The following is a 19583-nucleotide window of genomic DNA, read 5'->3' on the forward strand; positions in this document are numbered from 1 at the left end:
GAATAAGCGAAAAAAAATATCCTACTATTAATGTTCTATGCAAAGAAGAGAACTTTAATCTTATATAAAAGTCGTTAAAAGATATTTAAGCAATAAAATAGGGTAGATATATAAAAAAAGGGAAGTTTGATGAACTTCCCTTTTTTTGAGGTTATTCATTATATTTTACCAAAGATGATGTACGTCTTGTTTTATATATTTTTCGTAAATTTTATTCATTTCCGAAATTTTCTCCGAACTTAATTTTGGTAAATCATATACGGATAAATTAGACAGAATATGGCTTTCTTTTGAAGCTCCGGGAATAATGCAGCTAATTTCGTTAAAACTCAAAATCCATTGCAAAGCGATAGGAGCGAGGTTTGCGGTTTCAGGAAATAAAGCCTTTAATTCTTCAACAGCTTTTAAACCTAATTCATAATCGATTCCGGAAAAAGTTTCGCCTTTGTCAAACGCATCTCCGTTTCTGTTGAAATTTCTGTGGTCTTGCGCGTCAAAAGTGGTTTTTGCATCAAATTTACCCGTTAAAAGTCCGCTTGCAAGAGGAACTCTCGCGATGATGCCAATATCTTTCTTTTTGGCTTCTGAGAAAAATAACTGCGACGGACGCTGACGAAATAAATTGAAAATAATCTGGACTGTTGTTACATTCGAATATTCGATTGCTTTCAAGGCTTCTTCAACTTTTTCGACACTTACGCCCAAGTTTAAAATTTTACCCTGATCTTTCAAACGATCAAACATTTCGAAAATTTCAGGTCGGTAATAAACTTCTGTTGGCGGGCAGTGCAGCTGAATCAAATCTAAAGTTTCTAATCCGGTTCTTTTAAGGCTGTCTTCAACAAATTTCTGAAGCACTTTTGGCTGATATCCATTATTCACATGCGGATTAATCTGACGCCCGCATTTTGTGGCAACATAAATACGCTCAGAACGTGAACGAACCACTCTTCCAACAGCAGTTTCGCTTAATCCGTTTTCATAAACATCGGCAGTATCAATAAAATTTACGCCGTTGTCGATTGCTGTATTAATAAGTTCATCAGCAGTTTTATCATTAAATCCTGATCCCCATTTCCCGCCAACCTGCCAGGTTCCGAGTGAGATTTCTGATATATTAAAGTTTGTTTTTCCTAGTTTTCTGTAAAGCATTTTCTTTTTAAGTTACAAAGGTTCATAGATACAAAGTTGCAAAGGTTTTTTGTAGAGGCGCACAGCAGTGCGTCTTATAGGGAGTTATAAGCTGTTGTAACCAGTTTATAAAAACGTAGTTACGCTAACCCTTTGTCCCTTTGAACCTTTGTCGCTTTGTCCCTCTTTTTAGTCAAATAAATCCGAAGACAAATATCTATCACCGCGATCGCAGATAACGGCTACTATAACTCCAGATTCTAATTGTTCTGCTATTTTTAGTGCCACAGCAACAGAACCGCCGCTGCTCATTCCTGCAAAAACGCCTTCTTCAAGTGCTAATCTTTTGGTCATTTCTCGGGCTTCTTCTTCGCTTACATCAATAAGAGTATCTACTTTTGAAGGATCAAAAATTTTAGGTAAATATTCCTGAGGCCATTTACGGATTCCCGGAATTTGAGATCCGTCGCTTGGCTGTGCGCCAATGATTTGAATAGCAGGATTTTTTTCTTTTAAATAAGTCGAAGTTCCAATGATAGTTCCTGTGGTTCCCATTGCAGAAACAAAATGTGTTACAGTTCCGTCAGTATCGTTCCAAATTTCAGGACCGGTAGTTTTATAATGTGCTTTCCAGTTGTCATCATTTGCAAACTGATTTAACATGATATAACCGCCTTCGGCCACTTTTTTGTCGGCATAATTCCTTGAGCCAATAATTCCTTCTTCAGCAGGCGTTAAAATAACTGTAGCGCCATAGGCACGCATAGTTTGTGTTCTTTCTTTTGTAGAATCTTCCGGTAAAATTAGTTCTATTTCTATTTGAAATAATTGTGCAATCATTGCAAGGGCAATTCCGGTATTACCGCTTGTTGCCTCAATTAATTTATCTCCTTTTTTAATTTCTCCTCTTTCAAGAGCCGAGGCAATCATGTTATATGCCGCTCTGTCTTTTACACTTCCGCCCGGATTATTTCCTTCCAGCTTCAGTAAAAGTTTAACGTTTTTATTTTTAACCAAATTGACAGTTTCCATCAATGGAGTATTTCCAATTAAGTTTAGTAACTTTTGTGGGCCCATTTTATTTTTTTTCTTTTATTTTAACTTCTGTAGTGGTGGTATTGAGTACAATCGAATCTTCAGGAATAGATTTAGTAATCCATGAGTTACCGCCAATAATACTGTTTTTTCCAATAATGGTTTCACCTCCTAAAATTGTTGCATTGGCATAAATGCACACATTTGCTTCAACAGTTGGATGTCTTTTAGAGTTTTTCATTTCTTTGCTTACGCTCAAAGCTCCCAGCGTAACACCCTGATAAATTTTAACGTGTTTTTTAATAACGGAAGTTTGGCCAATAACAATTCCTGTGGCGTGATCTATAAAAAATGGTGAAGCGATATCTGCACCTGCATGAATATCAGTTCCCGTAATTCTATGTGCATACTCGCTCATTAGCCTTGAAAACAGCAATAAGTCTAAATGATACAATTCATGGCTTAATCTGTAGATAGCAATAGCGTAAAAACCCGGATATGCTAAATAAACTTCATCAATGCTGTTTGATGCGGGATCATTTTCTAAAATATATTCGGCATCCTGATTTAGTTTTTCTAAAACGCCCGGAAGTTTTGCTACAAATCTGTCCCAAATCGATTCGCATAAATTTTGAGGTTTTTTGCAGGCTAAAACAGCTATTTCTTTAAAACGGATTTCAAGTTCATCAATACTTTCGTCAAGAGCAGCATTTGAATCAAAAAGAGTGTAGAAAAGCTTCTCGGTAAAATCTTCAGTTTTGGTTTTGATACCGTAGTTTATATTAGAATGGCTCTTTAAAGCCTTAATACTTTGTATGATATTGTCTTTTGTCACAATGGTAAAATTGAGTGGATATTTTAAAACGTTAAAAGTAAGGCGTTTTTTGTAAATAAGTGCATGATTTAACTAAAGAAATTTTGTTTTCAGAATTGTATTTGTGATAAATAAAAGATTGATAATTGGTTATGTTTTTATATAATTCTTAAGAAGTTAATTGTGTAAATTAGCGAATAAAATTTACAAAAATGAAAAATAATTCAACTTTTAAAAGTTCGATTTCTGATATTTCTTTTCCCGAAAGTGAGAAAATTTACGGTAAGTCTATTCATGACCCAATTTTAGGTCTCATAATAAAAGATCATCCTTCATTTTGTGATGATGACTGTATTTCGGTTCAGGAATTGAATGAATACCGTCAAAAATATATTTCTAATTATTTATCGGCAGAAATTGGTACGCTTTCAGATCTTGAAAAAAGTGTTATTTCATCTTTAAAAGAGGATAAATCAATTGTAAGTATTGTTGAAGATGAAGATGAAAAAAGAGACTTTGGACAAAAAATAGCTGATAAAGTGGCAGATTTTGGCGGAAGCTGGACCTTTATTATTTCATTTGTGGCTTTTATTGTTGTTTGGATTAGCTCAAATGTTTATCTTTTATTGAATAAAGGTTTTGATCCGTATCCGTTTATTTTATTGAATTTGATTTTATCCTGTATAGCTGCACTTCAGGCGCCGGTAATTATGATGAGTCAAAATCGTCAGGAAGAAAAAGACCGAAACCGCGCTAAAAAAGATTATATGATTAACCTGAAATCTGAATTAGAAATAAGGATGATTCATGATAAAATTGATCATTTGATTATGCATCAGCAGCAGGAATTAATCGAAATTCAGAAAGTTCAAATCGAGATGATGAATGATATTTTGAATCAGATTAAGAAATAAAAACAGGTCTGAAATATTAAAGATAGAAGTGTTTGTAGTAATAACCCAAGCACATAAAAATAATATTTATCGCTGCAGCTTTCCAGATAATTTTTTGATAATTTCTGGATTTATCTAAGAAATATAAAGCTAGTAAAATTAAAAATAGCAGCGTAGTGTAGACTGCCGGATACATTTTAAAAGCGGCTGAAAACTCTCCTTGAAAAAGTAAGAATAAAGAACGTTGAAAACCACAGCCCAGACACTCAAAACCAAAGAGTTTTTTGAACAGGCAGGGGATCATATATTTTTCTAAATTCACAGGGTAATTTTTTACAATTTTACAAAAAAATATTCGATAACATTTCAGAAGAAAGAAACTTCTATTTTAAAGTTTTATACTTTTGGATTCTTAAACTTTAGAAAATGAAAGCTTTTAAAATTTTAATTATGATTCTTGCCATTTCAGTTGCATTATATGAGCAGGTTTCTGATGATAGAAATATCTATATAATGGTAATTGCAATTGCAGTTTTTATGTATGGAATGATGCAGTTAAGCGCAAAAACGCCGAGTAAAAATCAAGAAAAAGAGGAGCAGGATGTTGACTAAGGGAGATAAAGTTTCGGTCTTAGATGAAGCGATAAACGGAACAGTAGTTTCGGTTAAAAACAATGAAGTTTTGATTGAAACTGAGGATGGATTTATGATGACATTTTTTGTCAATGAGTTGCTTAAAATTCAGGATTCCAGTAATTTAATGAATTCTATTAAAAGAATTAATTTAGAAGAAATTTCGAAAGAAAAAACAGAGCCAAAACCAAGAAGTTTTGTCAGGGAAAAGAAAGATAAACGTGAAATTTCGGCTCCGGAATTTGATTTACATATCGAAAAACTGGTTCCCAATAAACGCGGAATGTCAAATTATGATATCCTGACACTGCAGACAGAAACTGCAAAAAGACATATCGAATTTGCGATTAAAAACCGTATTCCAAAAATCGTTTTTATTCACGGTGTCGGCGAAGGAATTTTAAAAGCCGAACTTGATTTTTTATTAGGCCGTTATGACGGAATTGATTTTCAGGATGCCAATTATCAAAAATATGGCTTAGGCGCAACCGAAGTTTATATTCGTCAAAATAATAAATAAAGAAATCTTATAATCTAAAATTCGTTTATTTTCAACGATAAAAAAACGTCTGTTTTTTGAATCTGATTTAATAAAAAACCGAATCAAAATGCAGACGTTTTTTGTAAGAATAAAAAGTGTTTTTTACTCTTTATAAAATGCTTTAGTTGGTCTCAGTTATTGTACCAAGAACAAAGCTGTCAGCTAAATAAAAACTGCTGTTTCCTTTTTTAAGAGTTACATTTTTTATTGTAATAGTATGCTTATAAGTAATGTTTGTTGTACCTGATGCTACTGTTGTAACTTCAATAGTACCATTATTATCTATTACACCGTTCCATACTGTACTTACGGTAGGAGCTGATGGTACAGGACTTACACAAAAATATGATTCGGTTAATGTTCCTGTATTAGATTTAAAAGTAGTATAAGTTACATTGTTTGCCGTTGCTGTTATTGCTTTAGATCTTGTACCTTCTACTTTTTGGATAAGTGACGGATCCAGATTAGTAACCTGCATGTAAGATGTCGTATTGTAATTTAAAACTTGTTTCTTATCTGTACACTGCAGTGGTTCATTTGTAAAAGTTAAATTTATTGGATCTGGTCCAGAGGTATAATTTCCAAAAACAAATTCTTCCTGGGTTTGAGGCCCTGCAGGTTTTAAGAATGTAATGTTTCTAAAAACAATTTGATGATTATAACCTGTAATTCTTGTACTTCCGTCTGTTGTACTTTTATCACCTGTAACCTGTGTCGATGTAATTTCAATTATACCCGCAGTAGCCTGCCATTCTTCTGTTACATTTGGTGTTCTTGGCGGTATTGTACCACAAATATTGTCGACTGCCACTGTACCGTCATAAGCTCTGTAGACTACTCGGTAAGTTGAATTGTTAATGTCATAAGTAAGCGGTTCGCCTACAGGCGTAGCATCATTTAAAATGCTGTTTGCAGGCATCTGGATTACTAATGATTCTTGAGTTTTTAATTTATAAATTAAAGTTGGAGCAGTCTCGTCTGTACTTGAATTAGGACAGCTCGACGAAGTAAGAACATCTTCAAAATCGATTGTATCTACTGTTAAATCGCCGTCGTCGCAGCCGTTTAACAAAAGAGCCAATATTAAAAGGCTTGCATATTTTTTCATCGTAATTTTATTTGGGTCAAAAATAGTGAAAAATTTGGCAAATGATCTTTTAGATTAGACAATTGATATTTCATAACTTTGCATCAATGAAAAAAGTATATCTCGATAACGCCTCGACAACTGCCATGCGGTCTGAAGTAATTCTGGAAATGACCAAAATTATGACAGAAAATTTTGGTAACCCGTCTTCTACACATAGTTTTGGGCGAAATGCCAAAACTGTTTTAGAACTTTCAAGAAAAAGTATTGCCAGGTATTTAAACTGCTCTGCACAGGAAATTATTTTTACTTCTGGCGGAACTGAAGCAAATAACTGGATTCTGAGATCGGCTGTTGAAGATCTTAAAGCAGAGCGTATCATAACTACTAAAATTGAGCACCATGCCGTTTTATACAGCGTTTTGGCATTGCAGTCAGATTATAATATTCAGGTTGATTATGTAAACGTTAATCAAGACGGAAGTATTGATTTAACGCATCTTTCTAATTTGCTTGCTGATGAAAAGAAAACTATAGTTAGTTTAATGCATGTAAACAACGAAACAGGAACTATTTTAGATTTGGATAGAGTGGGAGTTATCTGTAAGCAATACAATGCGTTGTTTCATTCAGATACCGTTCAGTCAGTTGGAAAAACTGAAATCGATCTTCAAAAAATCCCTGTAGATTTTATTTTGGCAAGTGCGCATAAATTTCACGGACCAAAAGGTGTTGGTTTTGCTTTTATCCGTAAAAATTCGGGTCTACAGCCTTTAATTTTTGGCGGAGAACAAGAAAAAGGCCTTCGTGCAGGTACAGAAGCCGTTCATCAAATTGCAGGAATGGCAAAGGCTTTGTCTCTTTCTTATGAAAATTTAGACGCAGAAAGAAATCATATTTCCAGTCTAAAAAAATATCTTATCGAACAATTAGAGCTTAATTTTCCAGGTTTTAGAATTAACGGAAAAAAAGATGATTTTTATAATATCATCAATATCACGCTGCCTTTTTCTTCGGATAAAACTTCAATGCTTTTATTTAATTTAGATATGAAAGGAATTGCGGTTTCCAGAGGAAGTGCCTGCCAGTCCGGAAGTATAAAACCTTCGCATGTTTTAAAAGAAATGCTTTCTGACGATGATTTAAAATTACCAAATCTTCGAATTTCATTTAGCCACTACAGCACAAAAGAAGATATTGATTGGTTAATTGAGAGTCTTAAAGTTGTTTAGTTTTTTGAGGCTCAAAGGTTCAGAGCAGCAAAGGTTCAAAGGTTTTTTAAAAAGGTGCTAAGGTTCTGAGGTACTAAGATTCTAAGTTTTTTCTAAATTTTAATTGAAAATATTCTTCGACTTCGCTCAGGATGACATTATTGACCTGTCAGGCTGAGCAAAGTCAAAAGCCTTTATTCAAAAAATCTAAAATCTACACTCTAAAATCTAAAATTACTTACGAATAACTTTTACCTGCGAATCGTTTGTTAATTTAATGATTGTTGATGGTTTTCCGGCAATTTTGTCCTGATTTAGTTTTACAACATAATCAACACCTTTAATGATTTCGGGATTAATGTCTTTGAAAGATATTGGCGTAGGCTGCCCTGAAATATTTGCAGAAGTCGAAACCAATGGTTTTTTCATTCTTTCCATTAATTTGAAACAAAAAGGTTCTTTTACCAATCGTATTCCGAGAGATTTATCGGCTGCAATAATATTATGTGCAACGTTTCTGGCTTCGTCTAAAATTAAAGTCGTTGGTTTTTCAGATAAATCCATAATCTGCCAGGCCACTTCGGGAACGTTTTTAAAAACGTTGTAAATCATTTTTTCACCATTCATTAAAACAATCATGCTTTGTGTTTCAGCGCGTTGTTTTAACTTGTAGATTTTGGCAACAGCATCAGGATTAGTAGCGTCACAGCCTATTCCCCAAACAGTATCTGTGGGGTAAAGAATAATGCCGCCCTCTTTAATTACTTCGTAAGCATTGTGAACTTCAATATTTATATCTTGATTCATGACCTTAAATATTTTAATAATAACAGTATAAAACTGTTTATTATGCTGTTTGTGTATTTATAATTTGAATTATATTTTCTAAATCAGTTTCAGAAATTCCCACATATAATGGTAAACATAAAATTCGTGATGCAATAGATTCAGAAACAGGCATTTTTTCTCCTTTTGTATATTCTATAGTATTTAAAGAAGGGTAAAAATAACGTCGGGGAATTATATTGTCATTTGCTAAAGCCTCTGAAACGCGTAATAAAGTTTCTTCCGAATCAAAAATTACAGGATAATAACTATAGTTCCATTCTGTATTTTCTCTTATTTTTAAAGATTTTACAGTATTGAAATTTAAGTTGTTATTATAAAAATCAACTACATTTTTTCTTTCAGAAATGATGTGATTCATATAAGGAAGTACTGCCAGACCTAATGCCGACTGCAATTCAGAAATTTTTGCATTTATCCCTAAACCATGAAAAGCTAAAGGACCATTGTGTCCAAAATTATGGCTGTAATAGAGTTGATGAAAAATGGCCGCATCGTTGCAAAACATAGCGCCGCCTTCTCCTGTATGGAATAATTTAGTGGCATGAAAACTACAAGTGCTTACATCGCCAAAATTAAATACAGACTGATTATTAAATTTTACTCCAAAACAATGTGCGGCATCATAAATAACTTTTAGATTGTGTTTTTTTGCAATATTTTCGATAGTAATAACATCACATGGATTTCCAAAAACATGAGTTGCTAATATGGCAGTTGTTTTTGGTGTTATGGCAGCTTCAATTTTGGTTTCGTCAATTGTTAAATAATCCGGATTTATATCTACAAATACAGGCTTGCAGTTTTCCCATACAATTGCCGCAGATGTAGCAACATACGAAAATGGTGTTGTGATAATTTCACCGCCTTCTCCAAAAAGTTTTAATGCAATTTGAATAGGGATTGTACCGTTATTAGTAATTATCAAATTAGAAACATCAAGAAGATTTTTAAGCTTATCTTCTAATTCTAATGTAAGTTCACCTCTATTTGTTAGCCAAACTTTATCCCATGCACGTTTTACATAAGAATTATATTCTTCTTGCGGGGGTAAAAAAGTTTTGGTTACAGGAATCATTTAATTATGGATTTAATGAGTTTAATTTATCATTACGGATAAACTATTGTTATATTTGCGGGGTAAAATTAGGAAAAGAAACCTTAATTTTTGGTATTAATAAATATTATAACATCGTGTGAAGTTCAACTCGTTGTTAACATACTTGGCTAACAGGGTTTTAAAGGGTTATTGATAAAATTAAAGGAATACTTTTTTGATGTTTTAAAAAATCAATAATAAAGAATAAACAAAAATAAATTATAGGATTACTATGGAAATCAACGCTTTTTTGAAAAATTTTGCAGACATTTTAGATGATACTGATGCAGCTTTAATTACACAGGAAACTGTTTTTAGAGATTTAGATGAGTGGAACTCATTAACAGCTTTATCATTAATTGCAATGGCAGATGAAGAATATTCTGTGAAGTTAACGGGAGATGATATTAAATCTTCAGATTCATTAAATGATATCTTCGAAATAATTAAAAATAAAGGATAATTAAATGGCCGTTTTTTCAATAAATGATATTATAATAAAAGGTATTTCTTGCTGTGTTCCTAAAAATAAGGAACGCAATATTGACTTGGATATATTGACAAAGGAAGAAATTCAAAAATTTATAGATGTAACAGGAGTTGAAGAACGACGTATTGCTGCAAAAGAAATTTGTACGTCTGATTTATGCTGTGAATCTGCCGAAAAATTAATTCAAGATTTAAACTGGCAGAAAGACGAAATCGAAATTCTGGTTTTTGTTTCGCAAACAGGCGATTATATTTTACCAATTTCTGCTGCCATTCTTCAGGACAGATTAGGTTTGTCTACCAATTGTATTGCTTTTGATGTTCCGCTGGGATGTTCAGGTTATGTATACGGAATGTCGATTATTGCTGGAATGATGAAAGCAGCAGGTTTAAAAAAAGGGTTGCTTTTGGCAGGAGATACAATTAGTAAAATTGTTTCAGATAAGGATAAAAGTACATTGCCGCTTTTTGGTGATGCCGGAAGCGCAACTGCATTTGAACTTAGTGAAAATAACGGAAACTGGCTTTTTGATTTAGGTACAGATGGCTCAGGTTATAAAACGATAATTGTACCCGACGGAGGATCAAGAAACAGAATAAACGCAGATTCTTTAGAAATAAAAATTATTGAAGAAGGCATCAGCCGTAATTCCTGTGATTTAGTTCTTGATGGTATGGATGTTTTTGGTTTTGGAATATCGCAAGGGCCTAAAACAGTAAATAAACTGTTAGAAAAATACGCGATTGATAAAGAAAAAATAGATTACTTTATTTTTCATCAGGCAAATTTGATGATGAATAAAATGATTGCTAAAAAGTTAAAACTTCCTGTTGAAAAAGTTCCATATTCGTTACAGCATTTTGGAAACACTTCATCAGCTACAATTCCGTTGACGATAGTAACAGAATTAAAAGATAAAATAGAAAATAAATCTTCTAATTTATTAATGTGCGGTTTTGGTGTAGGATTATCATGGGGAACGGTGTTTGTTGAAGATTGTAAAATAGAGGTTCTGGAATTAATAGAATTATAGAATGATTACATTACAAGATAAAAATATATTAGTTACAGGTGCATCTCAGGGAATTGGCAGAGAAATAGCAATTTCTGCTTCAAAATTAGGAGCAACTGTTACTATAGTTGGGAGAAATGTAAAAAAACTGCAGGAAACTATTTCATTATTAAGCGGTAACGGACATAAAATGCAGGCTGTTGACCTTTCTAATGCTGCAGATATCGATGAATTAATATCGCAAAGTTTACCTTATGACGGTGTTATTTTTAACGCTGGTATTGTAGAATATCTGCCGGTTAAGTTTTTGAACGAAAGTAAAATAAACGCTGTTTTTTCTGTAAACTTTGACAGTAATGTTGTTTTAAGCCAAAAATTAATCAAAAAGAAATTACTCAATAAAAAAGCATCTCTTGTTTTTATATCATCAATTTCCTCAAAATTAGGCGTGGGCGGGACTGCTATGTACGCAGCGTCTAAAGCCGCTTTAATATCTTTTTCTAAAGTATTGGCTACAGAACTGGCTCCGCAGGGAATTAGATCAAACAGTATTTGCCCCGGAATTGTTAAAACAGCAATGACAGAACAGGCAAATGACGCAGCTTCTGAAGAAGAATTAAAAAAAGCTGAATTAGAATATCCGCTGGGATATGGAGAACCATCAGATGTTGCCGGACTGGTTATGTATTTATTAAGCGATATGAGTAAATGGATGACAGGTTCTGACTTAATTATTGATGGCGGATTCACATTAAAATAAAAATTATGAATTCAAACATACCTGCTTTTCATTATTATGATGACGCTGTTTTTGGGCAAGAAAACAATATGCTTTTTAAAAAAGTGTGGCATTTTGTGGGGTTCAGATCAGATTTTTTAAATGATAATGATTTCATTGCTTTAAAAATTGCAGGCACACCGGTTGTGGTTCAAAATGTGAGAGGTGAAATTAAATCATTTTTAAATGTTTGTTCACACCGCTTTTCCATAATTCAGCAAGAAACCTCTGGAAATAGACCTTTAGTTTGTCCTTATCATGGATGGGCATATGATAAAAACGGAATTCCAAGCGGAATTCCGAAAAAGCCTTTGTTTAAAAAATTCTCTAAAGAAGAACTTTGCGAAATGAAATTAAAGGAATTTAAAATTTCATTTTGTGGAGATTTATGCTTTGTTTCCTTAAATGAAGAGATTGAACCTTTAGAAGATTTTATAGGCGTATTTTATGATGAATTAAAAACAATGTCATTAAGTTTAGGAAATAGAATTGACGTTAATTCTATGGAAATAAATGCAAACTGGAAAGTAATTGTCGAAAATACGCTTGAAAGTTATCACGTTGGTTTAGTACATGCCGAAACTCTTGCCAAATTAGAACCTTCGGGATTAGATTTTGCTTTTGATAAAAATAATTCAAGCTGGACCAGTGATTTGAATATAGTAAAAGATAAAGGCGGTTATAAAAAAATCGACACCTATTATTCACCAAGAAGTTACGATATAGAAGGTTACAAACATATACTTGTTTTTCCTAATTTGTTGATATCGAGTACACACGGTATTTCTTTTAATTATTCTTTAATTGAACCAATTACACCAGACAGTACAAAATTTACAAGTTACGTTTTTACAGCGGCTGCAAACGATTCTGAAAAAACACCAATTGTTATTAAAGCTTTTGAAGAATCTTTAATCGGTTTTAACAGACAGGTTTTTGATGAAGATAAAGCGGTATGTCAGCTTGTTCAGCAAGGAGTAAGACATACTAATTTATCAGGAAAACTTTCTGATGAAGAAGAACGGGTACATCATTTTCAAAAACAATATTTAAAATTCCTGGAAAATGAAAGCTAATATAAAAGCCATATCTTATTATCTTCCGGAAGAAATTCTGTCGAATGATTTAATAAATAAAGAGTTTCCGGAATGGGATATTGAAAAAATCAGCTCTAAAACGGGAATCAATTCAAGACATATAAGTGCAAAAGATGAGTTTTCATCTGATATGGCAGTAAAAGCCGCAGAACGATTATTTGCAGAGCATAATATTGATAAATCGACTATTGATTATTTATTGTTTTGTACCCAAAGCCCAGATTATTTCCTGCCTACAACGGCTTGTATTATTCAGGATAAATTAGGACTAAATACTTCAATAGGAGCTTTAGATTTTAACCTTGGATGTTCAGGGTTTGTTTATGGATTAAGTTTGGCTAAAGGTTTAATAGCAGGAGAAATGGCAAAAAATGTTTTGTTGATTACCTCAGAAACCTATTCTAAATTCATTCATCATAAAGATAAAAGTAACAAAACTATTTTTGGGGACGCCGCTGCCGCAACATTAATATCAAGCGAAAGAGGATTTTGTTCTCTCGATAAATTTATTTTTGGAACGGATGGAAAAGGGGCAGAAAACTTAATTGTAAAACAAGGCGGAATGCGTTTTCCTGTATCTAATGAAAATGAAGATATTCAGGATGAATATGGAAACGTTCGAAATGATAAAAACTTGTACATGAACGGCGCAGAAATCTTCAATTTTACAGGAGAATTTGTTCCCAAACTTACTGAGGCTATTTTAGAGAAATCGAACTTAACTAAAGAAGATATTGATTTATATATCTTTCATCAGGCAAATAAATATATGCTTAATCACCTGAGAAAGAAAATAAAAATTCCCGAAGAAAAGTTCTTTATTGCAATGGAAGAATGTGGAAATACAGTTTCATCAACAATTCCGATTGCTTTATATGAAGCTCAAAAGCAAGGGAAATTAATAGAATCCAAGAATTTAATATTGGCAGGATTTGGCGTAGGATATTCCTGGGCTGCTTGTAACTTAATAATTTAAAGATGAAAAATTTAATCATAATAGGAGCAAGAGGATACGGCCGTGAGGTATGTGGACTTGCAAGACAATGTTCGGGCTATAATACTGAATATACTATAAAAGGTTTCTTAGATGATAAATTAGATGCTTTAGATGGTTTTGAAAATTATCCGGCTATCATTTCATCAGTAGAAAATTATGAAATTCAGGATAATGATGTATTTGTTTGCGCACTTGGAGATCTGCAATGGAAAAAACATTATGTCGAAATAATTTTATCAAAAGGAGGTCAATTTATTAATTTGATTCACCCAACGGTAGTTTTTACATCAAACGTAAAATTGGGTAACGGTATAATTATTTTCATGTATTCTAACATTAGCAACGACTGCGTGCTTGATGATTTTGTAACCATTCAGGGATTTGTAGCCATTGGGCATGATTCAAAAATTGGTAAATGGTGCCATATAAATGCCTATAGTTTTACCGGAGGTTATGCTGTTTTAGAAGAAGAAGTATGCTTAAATACTCGATCTACAGTTTTACCTAATATTATCGTTCGAAAAGGCGCAACAGTTGGTGCTGCCAGCCTTGTTATTAAAAACGTAAAAGAAAACACTACTGTTTTTGGGGTTCCTGCAAAAAAAATGGAGTTTTAAAGAAAAGAAATAAATGGATAATAGGAAAAATATTTTAATGATTTGTTCCTGGCTTGATTATGAACTGAGACTAGGCAGCTTTTTTATGGATCAGGCTTTAGTGTTAAGTGATAATTTTAATTTTATTCTGATAAATTTCAGACCGGTAAAATTAAAACCTAAAAATTTCAATAAAATTTTTAAGATCGAAAAAAATATTTATGAAGATAAAGTAACCATTCTTTATCTATATTATCCTGTGTTTAAAATTTTTAAAAGCAATTTCTTTTTGAAGTTAATTGAGAAGAAAGCATTTCGAGTTTTGCGTAAATACTTAAAGAAAGATAAAATTGAAATTGATCTGGTTCATGCACAAAGTGTTTTTGATGCAGTATTTTGGGCTTTAAGTTATCACGAAGAGTATAAAACGCCTTATTTGCTAACAGAGCATAACCAATTTACATTAAGAAATATCAGAAAACCAAAAATTAAAAAACTTGATTCTGCTTTAAAAAACTCAAAGTTTAATTTAGTAGTAAGTAATGATTTAGTTAGACAATTTGCTGCTAATTATTTTTTCAGCGATTTTGTAAACGTTGGTAATATGGTGAATGAGCAATTGTTTAATAATAACAATAGAAAATCAAGTGAGTTTTTTGAGATTACAACCGTTGGAGCTTTTGCACCTATAAAAGATCAAATTACAGCCTTAAGAGCATTGAAAATTATTGACGATCTAAATTATCCAAAAATTAAATTTACCTGGATTGGTATAAATGCTTGGGAAATTGGTTCAGAAGATGAAGTCGATAGTTTAATTTCAAGTTTTAAATTCAAAAATATCGAAATTGAAATTGTCAAATTAGCCTCAAAAACAGAAATTGTTTTGGCTTTGCAAAAGTCAGATGTATTTGTTTTTACAAGTATTTGCGAAACATTTGGGATTTCTCCTTTAGAAGCTTTATTTACAGGTGTTCCTGTAATCACTACTCAATCAGGCGGAGTGAATGAATTTATTAATAAGGAAAATGGAATTATTGTTCCTATAAAAGATTCTAAAGCGATTGCTGAAAATATTTTAAAAATCCTGAATAAAGAATTACAATTTAATTCTGAATTGATATCTAAAAACGCAATATCCAGTTTTGGAACTAAGGCATTTAAAGAAAAAATGATTCCAATTTATAATAGAAGTATAGCTTAATGATGTTTCAAGAAAATAAAGAATTTAAGATGAAAGATCAAAACAGCATCATTTCAAATTGGGAAAATAATGAAACTCACCCGTTGGTTAGTATTATTTGTACCACCTTTAATCACGAAAACTTTATAAAGGAAACTTTAGAAGGCTTTTTAAGTCAGAAGACTAAATTTTCTTTTGAAATAATAATTCATGATGATGCTTCTACAGATAATACGGTTAGTATAATAAATGATTTTGTCTCAAAATATCCCTTAATAATTACACCGATTTTTCAAAAGGAAAATCAATATTCTAAAAAAGAGGTTAATATATGGAGCGATTTTACTTTCCCCATGACACAAGGAAAATACTTAGCCTTATGCGAAGGAGATGATTACTGGATAGATGAATTAAAACTGCAGAAACAAGTTGATTTTTTAGAAAACAATCTTGATTATGTAATTACCTGGACGGATTTTTATACTAAAAAAGAAGCTGAATTAATCCCTAATAATTTCAGCAGTACCTTGCCGGCTGTTTATACAATTGATTTTAATACACTTTTTAAACCTTATTGTACTTATACTTTAACAAGCGTTTTCAAGAAAGATGCAGTTGATCCTTTAGATTACAAAAAATTCCGATACAGTAAAGATAATACACTTTATGCTTTGGCTCTTTGTAACGGAAAAGGAGCTTTCTTGAATTTTCAAGGCGCTGTTTACAGATGGCATTCAGGCGGGATTTATTCTTTGCAGACACCTTTCCTGCAGCGTTATTCATCTTATCTAAACTTAAAAGAGATATTTGAAAACATTCCGCAGTCCAGAACGCAAAACATTAAAAAAGTTTTGAGAACCTTGCTAAAAGCTTCAGCTTTTGAGGCTTTAAAATTGCGTAAAAATAAAGAGTTCAAAAACAGCAAAGATCATGAAAATGCTATAAATGAATTTTTAGATAAAGCAGGATTTTCTTTAAAACTTAAATACTTGTGGCGTTATATTAAATCAAGCATATAACAACTATTTGCCGGTTAACGATTTAAAATAGAGCAGTACTTTATCAACAAAATTTATTTTTTGAAACAATGTGCTTTCGTTATTTTTCAAATGTTTAAAAAATGAACGTTTATACGAGCCCGCATTGCGAATAGTGCGTATTAAATTTTTAGTGATATGTTTTTGAAAAATTTCTTGGTTAAAATATCTTAGTTTTTCATTTTGCGAAAGCAGGAGTTTTGATGCATTAATAGTTTCGATAATTTCTTCTGGAGAAAGACCTTTTTTAAACGAAACAGCATTTAGGTAAAAATCAATTTTAGAATCGGCAGGATTTATTTCAAGTGCAGCCAATTGATTTATTTTTACTTTTTTTACAGATCGGTTTACGTTATCAATTTTTGTTTTACTGATATTGTTATTGTGCTGTCTGTAATTTAATAAAGATTCAGGAATATTATAAAAGTTAGTTTTGGCTAATAATCTGCTCCATAAATCATAATCCTCAACAGGAACATATTCATTATCGAATTTTAGATCGCCTAACACTTCTTTCTTAAACATTACAGTTGGATTCCCGATGTTACAACTGTGTAAAAAAGATACTTTTATAGCATCTGGATTTGTATTATGTTTTATGATTTTATCTTTTTTTGATCCAAAAAAAGTAAACCATGTACCGCAGACTCCAATTTCAGGATTGTTTTTAAGTACTGCAATTTGTTTTTCAAAACGTGTTGGGAGAGCAATATCATCAGCATCCATTAATGCAATATAAGTGCCTTTTGCAGCGTTAATACCTTCATTCCTAAGGTTTGCCGGTCCAACATTTTGTTCTTTGTCGATAATAATTATTCGATTATCTTTAGATTGAAAGCTTTTAATTATTTCTAAACTTCCATCTGTAGATTTATCATTTAAAATGATAAGCTCAAAGTCTGAAAATGTTTGATTTAGAATACTTTCAATACTTTCGTACAAAAATGAAGCTGCATTATAGACAGGAATTATCACAGAAATTTCAGGAAATCGAAGAATTTGCATGGTTTTTGTTTTAAAAGGCAAAGATAAGGTTTGAGTTAAAATTATCTTAAAAAATCAAAAGTAAATTTCATAGATAATTTCGGAATGTTTTTATCTTTGCCCAACAAATTTAAATAAATGAAAAAAATTCAAGTTGGATTTTTAGTGTCGTATGATTATGAATTGCTTAAAATTGCGATTCCACAAGTATATAAAGAATCTGACTCAATTTTTTTAGCAATTGATAAAGAAAGAAAGACCTGGAAAGGAGAATCTTTTGTAATAGAAGACAGCTTTTTTCAATGGTTAAGGTCTATTGATGTCGATTTTAAAATAGAAATATTAGAAGACAATTTTTATCATCCTGAATTGACCAGCATGCAATGTGAAGTTTTGGAACGAAAAATTCTTGCTGAAAAAATGGGCATAGGAAACTGGCTCATACAATTAGATGCAGATGAATATTTTTTTGATTTTAAGGCATTTGTAAAATTCTTAAAATCTAAGAATTATTATCTCGATAATCCTGAAAAAAATCAAATTCAGGTATCTCCTTATTTGATAAACTTATATAAAAGGATAGATGACGGAATATTGTATGTTGAAAAACCTACAAAAATTATGGTTGCCACAAATTTCCCAAGTTACAAGGTAGGAAGACAGACTCGTAAGAGAATAATTTATTATAAAGGTTTAATACTTCATGAATGTATATCCAGAACAAAGGAAGAGCTGGAGATGAAGTTTAATAATTGGGGACATGATATAGATATTAATAAAGAAGAGTTTTTGGAAAAATGGGAAACGGTAAATGAAAGCAACTACAAAAGTATGCGAAACTTCTTTTACATGGAACCTGAAAAATGGAAAAAACTTGCATTTGTAAAGGGCACGACCTTTAATGAAATTGGTAAAAATTTAGATTTTTCAAAAGTACTGCCTTCAGATTTATATATATGGAAGAAAAACTTTGGACAATGGTTTAAACACTTAACAAAAAAGTAGTTTACTTTAAAATTTGATTATAGACTTTTAAATAATCCGAAGCTGCAATTTTCCAATCGAAACTTGCTGCTCTTTTTTTAAGCAAAGTTTCTATTTCTTCCTTATTTCGGTCAAAATTTTCTAATCCGTTAAAAAGTATATTTTTCATATACTCGGGATCGAAATCTGTCCAATAATTGGCTATATCCCCACCAATTTCCGGTAAAGAAGTTTTGTCGGATAAAAATACAGGTTTACCAAAACTCATAGCTTCAATTGGAGGCAGACCAAAACCTTCTCTTATAGAAGGAAAAAGAAAAGCTGTACAGTTTTTCATGTAATACTGCTTGGCTCGATCGCTCACTTTACCGGTTAAAAATACTCGATTTTGTAAACCATTTTCATCGATTAGCTTTCTAATCACTGATCCATATTTTTTATTATTATTTCCTGAAATGATTAAATTAAAATCTTTTATTAACTTCATCATGTTAACGATTGAAACGTAATTTTTTCGTTCAATAAAATCACCTATTGTATAAAAAAAAGGTTTGTCTAAAGGTAGACTGCTTACAAAATTAGAGGTATCTAATAAAGTAGAAATTGGATTTCCGTTATAAATAATATGCTCAGGAACATTAGGAACCTGAAAGTATTGATGAGTCTGTTTTTTTGCAAATTCAGAGATATAAGTTATCTCTGTAGCTCTGTTTAATTTCTCAATGAATAAGCCATTGCGTTTGTGGTTCATGTCTGCAGATATTTCTTCTACAAAATTTACATCATGAATTGTGAGAAGATATTTGGTGTCCGTTCTTGGCTCTAATTTAGAATTTTGATTTACAGAATGCCATAAATCAAATTTTTCCATAGGTCTAAAAGGCTTGTATCTATGAAATGATCTGTATTTATGATATTTAAATTTATCACCAAACTCATTTCTAAGCAAGTCAGGTTTACCAGAATTGAGTTGAATCTCCAGATTATCAAATGAGAGCTGATTTAGTCCTTTAATTAGTTCATAATTAAAAGTACCCAAGCCAGTTGCTCTATTGTTAATATTGTGAGTTTCTAAAAAAACGCTTTTCCTATCTGACATATTTTTTTTAACGAAAATACAATAATAATTTGAAGT

General features: G+C 31.8%; 22 protein-coding genes. 13 read left to right on the plus strand and 9 right to left on the minus strand.

The features are described 5' to 3' along the window. Nucleotides 1–165: 165 nt before the first annotated feature. The 3 genes from AABD74_RS12695 to AABD74_RS12705 form a co-directional block, all read right to left on the minus strand. On the minus strand, nt 166–1152 hold the full coding sequence (locus AABD74_RS12695; protein WP_232682829.1) for an aldo/keto reductase: 987 nt from the start codon (nt 1150–1152) through the stop codon (nt 166–168). 168 nt (nt 1153–1320) lie between these two features. Next, nucleotides 1321–2208, minus strand: coding sequence for a cysteine synthase CysM (cysM, locus tag AABD74_RS12700; protein ID WP_406843099.1), 888 nt, complete (start codon nt 2206–2208; stop codon nt 1321–1323). 1 nt (nt 2209) lies between these two features. Further along, entirely contained in the window at nt 2210–3001 is a 792-nt protein-coding gene (locus AABD74_RS12705; protein WP_232682831.1) for a serine O-acetyltransferase, read from the minus strand. Between the two features lie 191 nt (nt 3002–3192). Here AABD74_RS12705 and AABD74_RS12710 point away from each other — a divergent pair, with 191 nt between their 5' ends. After that, a complete protein-coding gene (locus AABD74_RS12710; protein ID WP_232682832.1) occupies nt 3193–3894 on the plus strand; it encodes a DUF1003 domain-containing protein in 702 nt (233 codons plus the stop codon). 16 nt (nt 3895–3910) lie between these two features. On the opposite strand, the gene AABD74_RS12715 is transcribed toward AABD74_RS12710, so the two are convergent. Next, entirely contained in the window at nt 3911–4195 is a 285-nt protein-coding gene (locus AABD74_RS12715) for a DUF2752 domain-containing protein (RefSeq protein WP_232682833.1), read from the minus strand. A 104-nt stretch (nt 4196–4299) separates the two neighbouring features. Between AABD74_RS12715 and AABD74_RS12720 the strand changes: the two genes are divergently transcribed. Both AABD74_RS12720 and AABD74_RS12725 read left to right on the plus strand, forming a co-directional pair. Then, the gene (locus AABD74_RS12720; protein ID WP_232682834.1) at nt 4300–4485 is read left to right on the plus strand and encodes a hypothetical protein; all 186 of its coding nucleotides are present in this window, start codon (nt 4300–4302) and stop codon (nt 4483–4485) included. Further along, on the plus strand, nt 4475–5026 hold the full coding sequence (locus AABD74_RS12725) for a Smr/MutS family protein (protein WP_232682835.1): 552 nt from the start codon (nt 4475–4477) through the stop codon (nt 5024–5026). Before AABD74_RS12720 ends, AABD74_RS12725 begins: the two co-directional genes overlap by 11 nt. Before the next feature lie 142 nt (nt 5027–5168). Here the strand turns inward: AABD74_RS12725 and AABD74_RS12730 are convergent, their stop codons facing one another. Next, complete coding sequence (locus AABD74_RS12730) at nt 5169–6155, minus strand: hypothetical protein (RefSeq protein WP_406843100.1); 987 nt, start codon at nt 6153–6155, stop codon at nt 5169–5171. 86 nt (nt 6156–6241) lie between these two features. Here AABD74_RS12730 and AABD74_RS12735 point away from each other — a divergent pair, with 86 nt between their 5' ends. Continuing rightward, complete coding sequence (locus tag AABD74_RS12735; protein ID WP_406843101.1) at nt 6242–7366, plus strand: cysteine desulfurase family protein; 1125 nt, start codon at nt 6242–6244, stop codon at nt 7364–7366. 213 nt (nt 7367–7579) lie between these two features. Here AABD74_RS12735 and AABD74_RS12740 read toward each other — a convergent pair whose 3' ends face one another. Both AABD74_RS12740 and AABD74_RS12745 read right to left on the minus strand, forming a co-directional pair. Continuing rightward, entirely contained in the window at nt 7580–8152 is a 573-nt protein-coding gene (locus AABD74_RS12740; protein WP_406843102.1) for an L-threonylcarbamoyladenylate synthase, read from the minus strand. A 40-nt stretch (nt 8153–8192) separates the two neighbouring features. Continuing rightward, nucleotides 8193–9269, minus strand: a complete 1077-nt coding sequence (locus AABD74_RS12745; RefSeq protein WP_406843103.1) for a DegT/DnrJ/EryC1/StrS family aminotransferase — start codon at nt 9267–9269, stop codon at nt 8193–8195. A 253-nt stretch (nt 9270–9522) separates the two neighbouring features. Between AABD74_RS12745 and AABD74_RS12750 the strand changes: the two genes are divergently transcribed. Genes AABD74_RS12750 through AABD74_RS12785 form a run of 8 tightly spaced genes read left to right on the plus strand, consistent with a single transcriptional unit; the run spans nt 9523 to nt 16462 of the window. Next, the gene (locus AABD74_RS12750; protein ID WP_056206255.1) at nt 9523–9753 is read left to right on the plus strand and encodes a phosphopantetheine-binding protein; all 231 of its coding nucleotides are present in this window, start codon (nt 9523–9525) and stop codon (nt 9751–9753) included. 4 nt (nt 9754–9757) lie between these two features. Beyond that, entirely contained in the window at nt 9758–10813 is a 1056-nt protein-coding gene (locus tag AABD74_RS12755) for a ketoacyl-ACP synthase III (protein WP_406843104.1), read from the plus strand. 1 nt (nt 10814) lies between these two features. Beyond that, nucleotides 10815–11552, plus strand: a complete 738-nt coding sequence (locus AABD74_RS12760) for an SDR family NAD(P)-dependent oxidoreductase (protein ID WP_406843105.1) — start codon at nt 10815–10817, stop codon at nt 11550–11552. A gap of 5 nt (nt 11553–11557) precedes the next feature. After that, the gene (locus AABD74_RS12765) at nt 11558–12646 is read left to right on the plus strand and encodes an aromatic ring-hydroxylating dioxygenase subunit alpha (protein WP_406843106.1); all 1089 of its coding nucleotides are present in this window, start codon (nt 11558–11560) and stop codon (nt 12644–12646) included. Next, a complete protein-coding gene (locus AABD74_RS12770; protein WP_406843107.1) occupies nt 12636–13643 on the plus strand; it encodes a 3-oxoacyl-ACP synthase III family protein in 1008 nt (335 codons plus the stop codon). The genes AABD74_RS12765 and AABD74_RS12770 overlap by 11 nt, the downstream gene beginning before the upstream one ends. Before the next feature lie 2 nt (nt 13644–13645). Then, entirely contained in the window at nt 13646–14281 is a 636-nt protein-coding gene (locus AABD74_RS12775) for a sialic acid O-acetyltransferase (RefSeq protein ID WP_406843108.1), read from the plus strand. 13 nt (nt 14282–14294) lie between these two features. Further along, nucleotides 14295–15464, plus strand: a complete 1170-nt coding sequence (locus AABD74_RS12780; protein WP_406843109.1) for a glycosyltransferase family 4 protein — start codon at nt 14295–14297, stop codon at nt 15462–15464. Then, complete coding sequence (locus AABD74_RS12785) at nt 15464–16462, plus strand: glycosyltransferase (protein ID WP_406843110.1); 999 nt, start codon at nt 15464–15466, stop codon at nt 16460–16462. The genes AABD74_RS12780 and AABD74_RS12785 overlap by 1 nt, the downstream gene beginning before the upstream one ends. Before the next feature lie 3 nt (nt 16463–16465). On the opposite strand, the gene AABD74_RS12790 is transcribed toward AABD74_RS12785, so the two are convergent. Next, on the minus strand, nt 16466–17485 hold the full coding sequence (locus AABD74_RS12790) for a glycosyltransferase family 2 protein (protein WP_406843111.1): 1020 nt from the start codon (nt 17483–17485) through the stop codon (nt 16466–16468). 117 nt (nt 17486–17602) lie between these two features. Between AABD74_RS12790 and AABD74_RS12795 the strand changes: the two genes are divergently transcribed. Beyond that, the gene (locus tag AABD74_RS12795) at nt 17603–18469 is read left to right on the plus strand and encodes a hypothetical protein (protein WP_232682851.1); all 867 of its coding nucleotides are present in this window, start codon (nt 17603–17605) and stop codon (nt 18467–18469) included. A gap of 1 nt (nt 18470) precedes the next feature. On the opposite strand, the gene AABD74_RS12800 is transcribed toward AABD74_RS12795, so the two are convergent. Next, nucleotides 18471–19547 (minus strand): glycosyltransferase family 1 protein, encoded by a 1077-nt coding sequence (locus AABD74_RS12800; RefSeq protein WP_232682852.1) that lies wholly within the window; start codon nt 19545–19547, stop codon nt 18471–18473. Nucleotides 19548–19583 lie beyond the last annotated feature (36 nt).

The organism is Flavobacterium soyae, from assembly GCF_045348165.1.
In the GTDB taxonomy this organism is placed as follows: Bacteria; Bacteroidota; Bacteroidia; order Flavobacteriales; family Flavobacteriaceae; genus Flavobacterium; species Flavobacterium soyae.

Excerpts from the sequence above, each read along its gene's own strand:
- AABD74_RS12720 (WP_232682834.1), top strand. The coding sequence starts at position 4,300 with ATGAAAGCTTTTAAAATTTTAATTATGATTCTTGCCATTTCAGTTGCA.
- AABD74_RS12735 (WP_406843101.1), top strand. The coding sequence starts at position 6,242 with ATGAAAAAAGTATATCTCGATAACGCCTCGACAACTGCCATGCGGTCT.
- AABD74_RS12785 (WP_406843110.1), top strand. The coding sequence starts at position 15,464 with ATGATGTTTCAAGAAAATAAAGAATTTAAGATGAAAGATCAAAACAGC.
- AABD74_RS12775 (WP_406843108.1), top strand. The coding sequence starts at position 13,646 with ATGAAAAATTTAATCATAATAGGAGCAAGAGGATACGGCCGTGAGGTA.
- AABD74_RS12760 (WP_406843105.1), top strand. The coding sequence starts at position 10,815 with ATGATTACATTACAAGATAAAAATATATTAGTTACAGGTGCATCTCAG.
- AABD74_RS12730 (WP_406843100.1), bottom strand. The coding sequence starts at position 6,155 with ATGAAAAAATATGCAAGCCTTTTAATATTGGCTCTTTTGTTAAACGGC.
- AABD74_RS12740 (WP_406843102.1), bottom strand. The coding sequence starts at position 8,152 with ATGAATCAAGATATAAATATTGAAGTTCACAATGCTTACGAAGTAATT.
- AABD74_RS12745 (WP_406843103.1), bottom strand. The coding sequence starts at position 9,269 with ATGATTCCTGTAACCAAAACTTTTTTACCCCCGCAAGAAGAATATAAT.
- AABD74_RS12755 (WP_406843104.1), top strand. The coding sequence starts at position 9,758 with ATGGCCGTTTTTTCAATAAATGATATTATAATAAAAGGTATTTCTTGC.
- AABD74_RS12750 (WP_056206255.1), top strand. The coding sequence starts at position 9,523 with ATGGAAATCAACGCTTTTTTGAAAAATTTTGCAGACATTTTAGATGAT.
- AABD74_RS12800 (WP_232682852.1), bottom strand. The coding sequence starts at position 19,547 with ATGTCAGATAGGAAAAGCGTTTTTTTAGAAACTCACAATATTAACAAT.
- AABD74_RS12725 (WP_232682835.1), top strand. The coding sequence starts at position 4,475 with ATGTTGACTAAGGGAGATAAAGTTTCGGTCTTAGATGAAGCGATAAAC.
- cysM (WP_406843099.1), bottom strand. The coding sequence starts at position 2,208 with ATGGGCCCACAAAAGTTACTAAACTTAATTGGAAATACTCCATTGATG.
- AABD74_RS12790 (WP_406843111.1), bottom strand. The coding sequence starts at position 17,485 with ATGCAAATTCTTCGATTTCCTGAAATTTCTGTGATAATTCCTGTCTAT.
- AABD74_RS12780 (WP_406843109.1), top strand. The coding sequence starts at position 14,295 with ATGGATAATAGGAAAAATATTTTAATGATTTGTTCCTGGCTTGATTAT.
- AABD74_RS12710 (WP_232682832.1), top strand. The coding sequence starts at position 3,193 with ATGAAAAATAATTCAACTTTTAAAAGTTCGATTTCTGATATTTCTTTT.
- AABD74_RS12695 (WP_232682829.1), bottom strand. The coding sequence starts at position 1,152 with ATGCTTTACAGAAAACTAGGAAAAACAAACTTTAATATATCAGAAATC.
- AABD74_RS12770 (WP_406843107.1), top strand. The coding sequence starts at position 12,636 with ATGAAAGCTAATATAAAAGCCATATCTTATTATCTTCCGGAAGAAATT.
- AABD74_RS12765 (WP_406843106.1), top strand. The coding sequence starts at position 11,558 with ATGAATTCAAACATACCTGCTTTTCATTATTATGATGACGCTGTTTTT.
- AABD74_RS12795 (WP_232682851.1), top strand. The coding sequence starts at position 17,603 with ATGAAAAAAATTCAAGTTGGATTTTTAGTGTCGTATGATTATGAATTG.